This window comes from Novosphingobium sp. Chol11 (assembly GCF_945870625.1).
GTDB lineage: Bacteria > Pseudomonadota > Alphaproteobacteria > Sphingomonadales > Sphingomonadaceae > Novosphingobium.
Genome location: NZ_CAMBTS010000160.1, coordinates 1 through 4,230, shown reverse-complemented (window position 1 = coordinate 4,230; position 4,230 = coordinate 1). Strand labels below are relative to the sequence as shown.

At 60.7% G+C, this 4,230-nt stretch carries 6 protein-coding genes; 1 reads left to right on the top strand and 5 read right to left on the bottom strand.

What is annotated here, in order from left to right:
• The 4 genes from Q0O40_RS15515 to Q0O40_RS15500 all read right to left on the bottom strand — a co-directional run.
• A partial coding sequence (locus Q0O40_RS15515) for a cytochrome c oxidase subunit 3 (RefSeq protein WP_295531952.1) occupies positions 1–386 on the bottom strand: 386 nt, incomplete at its 3' end.
• A gap of 52 nt (positions 387–438) precedes the next feature.
• On the bottom strand, positions 439–1,056 hold the full coding sequence (locus Q0O40_RS15510) for a cytochrome c oxidase assembly protein (RefSeq protein ID WP_295531949.1): 618 nt from the start codon (positions 1,054–1,056) through the stop codon (positions 439–441).
• Positions 1,056–1,238, bottom strand: coding sequence for a hypothetical protein (locus Q0O40_RS15505; RefSeq protein WP_367183762.1), 183 nt, complete (start codon positions 1,236–1,238; stop codon positions 1,056–1,058). The genes Q0O40_RS15510 and Q0O40_RS15505 overlap by 1 nt, the downstream gene beginning before the upstream one ends.
• A 9-nt stretch (positions 1,239–1,247) precedes the next feature.
• On the bottom strand, positions 1,248–2,165 hold the full coding sequence (locus tag Q0O40_RS15500) for a heme o synthase (RefSeq protein WP_295531946.1): 918 nt from the start codon (positions 2,163–2,165) through the stop codon (positions 1,248–1,250).
• A 233-nt stretch (positions 2,166–2,398) separates the two neighbouring features.
• Between Q0O40_RS15500 and Q0O40_RS15495 the strand changes: the two genes are divergently transcribed.
• Positions 2,399–2,881, top strand: coding sequence for a thioredoxin family protein (locus tag Q0O40_RS15495; RefSeq protein ID WP_295531955.1), 483 nt, complete (start codon positions 2,399–2,401; stop codon positions 2,879–2,881).
• Positions 2,882–2,961: 80 nt separating this feature from the next.
• On the opposite strand, the gene Q0O40_RS15490 is transcribed toward Q0O40_RS15495, so the two are convergent.
• On the bottom strand, positions 2,962–4,230 hold a 1,269-nt coding region (locus Q0O40_RS15490; protein WP_295531943.1), incomplete at its 5' end, for a cbb3-type cytochrome c oxidase subunit I.

Below are 4,230 nucleotides of genomic sequence, written 5' to 3'. Positions count from 1 at the left end.
ACCGCCTCGATCGCCTTGGGCGGCCACTGACCGGCGACTACCTCGGTAAGTTCATTGGGAAACATCGAGAAATCGAAGAAGGCCCAGAACCAGCCGACAAAGAACATCACTTCCGACGCGATGAACAGGATCATGCCATAGCGCTGGTGAAGCTGCACGACCGGGGTGTGATCGCCCGCATGCGCTTCCTTGATGACTTTGCCCCACCACGAGAAAAACGTGAGTGCAACGCCGGCAATGCCCAGCAGAAACAGCGGCAGGCCGCCCGCCATCTTGTGCATCGTCAGCACGCCGCCGCTGGTCATGACAAGCGCCGAAACCGCGCCGACAAACGGCCAGATGTCAGGCGGAAGAATGTGATAATCGTGGTTCTTAGCGCCAGCCATGATCGTCGATAACCCTTGCGTGTGTTGAGCCAGACAGAATGATGATGAGCCCTTACCGAGCCAAAGCGACCCGGTCCAGTGGCTTTGCGCGGGTTTTGGCGGTGCCGGGGGCAATACTGTCAGCCGCCTCGAGAAAGGTGTACGACAACGTGATTTCCGGCACGTCGCGCGCGTTACGGTCGTTCAGCATCTCAGGATCAACATAGTAGATCACCGGCATGCGCACTTCCTGCCCCGGCTGAAGCGTTTGCTCATTGAAACAGAAGCACTGGATCTTGTGGAAATAGACACCCGTCTGCTCGGGTGTGACATTGAACGTGGCGCGCCCGGTGATCGGCCTGTCCGAGAGGTTCTTGGCAATGAAGAACGCCATCTTGCGCTCGCCGATTCTGCCGTCCTGGCTCACCTGCTCAGGGCGAAACCGCCATGGCAAGCCGCTGGCGATATTGGAATCAAACCGCACGGTAATCGGCTGGCCGGTTACTTTGACCCCGGCGGCCTGTTCGGCGCTCGACCGCTGGGTGGTACCGTTGAGGCCAGTGGCCTCGCAAAACATCCGGTAGAGCGGCACCGAGGCGTAGCCCAGGCCCAGCATGGTCAGCGCCGCTGCGGCCGCGATCCGCGCCACCTTGCGGTTCTGGTGCGCCATCGTGGGCGCAGCGCTTGCCATCACTCTTGCCCTGGTGATTGGCTGGAGGTCGCCGAGGGCGCTTCCTTGGCCGGGATAACCGCGATTTTCACGATCGAGACGGCGTAGAACAGGATCGCCAGACCGCCGAGGATCAGGCCGACCACCAGGTTGCGGCTGCGCTGGCGCGCCCGGATCTGCTCAAGCTCAGGAGGTTGCATCATCAACACCGATCAAGACTGAATGCCGTTCAATGTCGCAAACCGGTCAACCACCAGCGCGCCGAACAGGATGAAAAGATAGAAGATCGAATAGGCAAACAGACGCTTTTCGGGCTTCATCTTGTCGCCTGGCTCCGCGTTTCGCAAACCGACCTGTGCCGAATAAAACAAGAAAATCGAACTCAGCACTAGCGCCGAAATCCCGTAAAGATTGCCTGCCCCGCCGATGTACCAGGGCACCAGCGTCAGCGGCAAAAGCAAGACCGCATAACCCAGAATTTGATGCCGCGTCGATTTCACGCCCGCAACCACTGGCATCATCGGAATGCCCACATTGGCATAGTCCGTCTGCACAAACAGCGCGAGCGCCCAAAAGTGCGGCGGGGTCCATACAAAGATGATGAGGAACAGCAGGATCGGCATCAAAGTGATGTCGCCTGTCACCGCAACCCAGCCGATCAGCGGCGGGAATGCGCCCGCGCCGCCGCCGATGACGATGTTCTGCGGGGTGCGCGGTTTGAGCCACACGGTGTAGATCCATGCGTAATAAAAAATCGAGAACGCCAGGATCGCGGCGGCCAACCAGCCGATCACCAGCCCCATGATCAGCACCGATGCGCCGGCCAGAAACCCGCCAAAGTCACGCGCCGAGATCGGGTCCATCCGGCCTGCGGGGATCGGGCGCTGCGCGGTGCGCTTCATCCCGGCATCAAGATCGGCTTCCCACCACTGGTTCAGCGCCGCCGAGCCAGCAGCGCCCACCGCGATACACAGCATGGCGGTAAATCCGAGCACGGGATGAATGCTGCCGGGTGCGGCCAGCATCCCGCAAATCCCGGTAAAGATAACGAGGGTCATCACACGCGGCTTGGTCAGCGCGTAGAAATCCCGCCAGTCGGTCGGCAGGGCGGCGGTTTTGGCTTGGCTCATAATCGGCTCGCCCATAGCTTGCGCAGCGCCTGAGGGGAAGCGCCACAGAGGGTAAATCGTCTGGCGCGCCAAACGTTGCGTTGCCCTGCCTTTTGTTCACCCCTCACGGCGCTTCTTAGCCATACAGATTATCTGCTTTTGATCGCATCGCCGCTGCGGCTAGTATTGACCCTTAAGCTTTGCGGGTACGGAGATTTGTGATGGTTCGCGTGTCCCTTGGCACTCTTGCAGGCTTGGCGCTCCTCTTGCCGTTTGCGGTTCAGGCCGCACCGCCCCCCCGCATGACGATCAGCAGCTTCGAGCAGATCGCCCGCCCCCTGCCCCTGCCTTATGACGAGAAAGCCGATGCCGATGCGGCGGTAGCCAGCGCCCGTGCGCGCGCCAAGCGGGCGGGCAAGCTCCTGCTCATCGATCTGGGCGGAAACTGGTGCCTCGATTGCCGCATCCTCGCGGGCGTGATGGAAACCCAGCCGCTGACGGCATGGATGGCCAAGCGCTTCGAGATCGTGTCGGTCGATGTGGGCCGGTTCGACAAGAATCAGCAAATCCAGCAAAGCTTCGGGATCAAAGGCCGCCTCGAAGGTGTTCCCGCCTTGCTGATTGTCAACCCGCGCACCGGCAAGCTCGTTAACGCGGGCCGTGTCACCGCGCTCGCCGATGCGCGCGCCCTGACGCCGCAAGCGCTGGCAGACTGGTTCGCCGGCTGGGCACCCTGACCAGAGCAGCGGCCGCCAAGCGAAAGGGCCCCGGAATTGCTTCCCGGGGCCCTTCTTCATGCTTGACCGTTAGGCCGTGCTCAGTGGGCCGTGGCGCCATCGATGATCGGCAGCGTCTCGAACTGGTGGAACGGCGGCGGGCTGGAGAGCGTCCACTCCAGCGTGGTCGCGCCTTCGCCCCAGTAATTGCCTTCGGCCTTCTTGCCGGCAACCAGCGAGTAGGCAATGTTGGCAAAGAACACGACCATTGAGGCAGCCATGATCGTGTATCCGTGGCTGGCGATCGTGTTCCAGAACTCGAACGCCGGCGCATAGTCAGGATAGCGGCGCGGCATACCCTGCACACCCAGGAAGTGCATCGGGAAGAAGATGGTGTTCACACCGATGAAGAAAATCCAGAAGTGCACATGGCTGAGGAACTCGCTGTGCATCCGGCCCGACATCTTGGGGAACCAGTAATAGAAGCCAGCGAACAGCGCCGTCACCGCGCCGAGCGAAAGCACATAGTGGAAGTGGGCGACAACATAATAGGTGTCCTGCATGTTGTCATCGATGCCGCCGTTGGCAAGCACCACGCCGGTCACGCCGCCCAGCGTGAACAAGAAGATGAAGCCCAGCGACCACACCATCGGCGATTTGAACTGCACGCTGCCGCCCCACATCGTTGCGATCCACGAGAAGATCTTGATGCCGGTTGGCACCGCAATTACCATCGTTGCGGCGGTGAAGTACATCTTGGTGTTTACGCTCATGCCAGTGGTGTACATGTGGTGTGCCCACACAACGAAGCCCACCGCGCCGATGGCAACCATCGCATAAGCCATGCCGAGATAACCGAACACGGGCTTGTTAGAGAAGGTCGAGATGATCTGGCTGATGATACCAAATCCGGGCAGGATCATGATGTAGACTTCGGGATGGCCGAAGAACCAAAACAAGTGCTGATACAGCACCGGGTCGCCGCCGCCCGAAGCGTCAAAGAATGTTGTGCCAAAATTGCGATCGGTGATCAGCATGGTGATCGCCGCCGCCAGCACCGGTAGCGCCAAGAGCAGCAGGAACGCAGTAACCAGCACCGACCAGACGAACAGTGGCATCTTATGAAGGGTCATGCCCGGTGCGCGCATGTTGAAAATGGTGGTGATGAAGTTGATCGCACCCAAGATCGAGGCTGCGCCCGCAAGGTGGAGCGAGAAAATAGCGAAATCGACCGCAGGGCCTACGGAGCCCGAGGTCGAAAGCGGCGCGTACACGGTCCAGCCCGTGCCAGCGCCGATGCCCGTGCCACCGGGCAGGAAGCCCGAGATCATGAGCGATACAAAGCCCGCGACGGTCAGCCAGAACGAGAC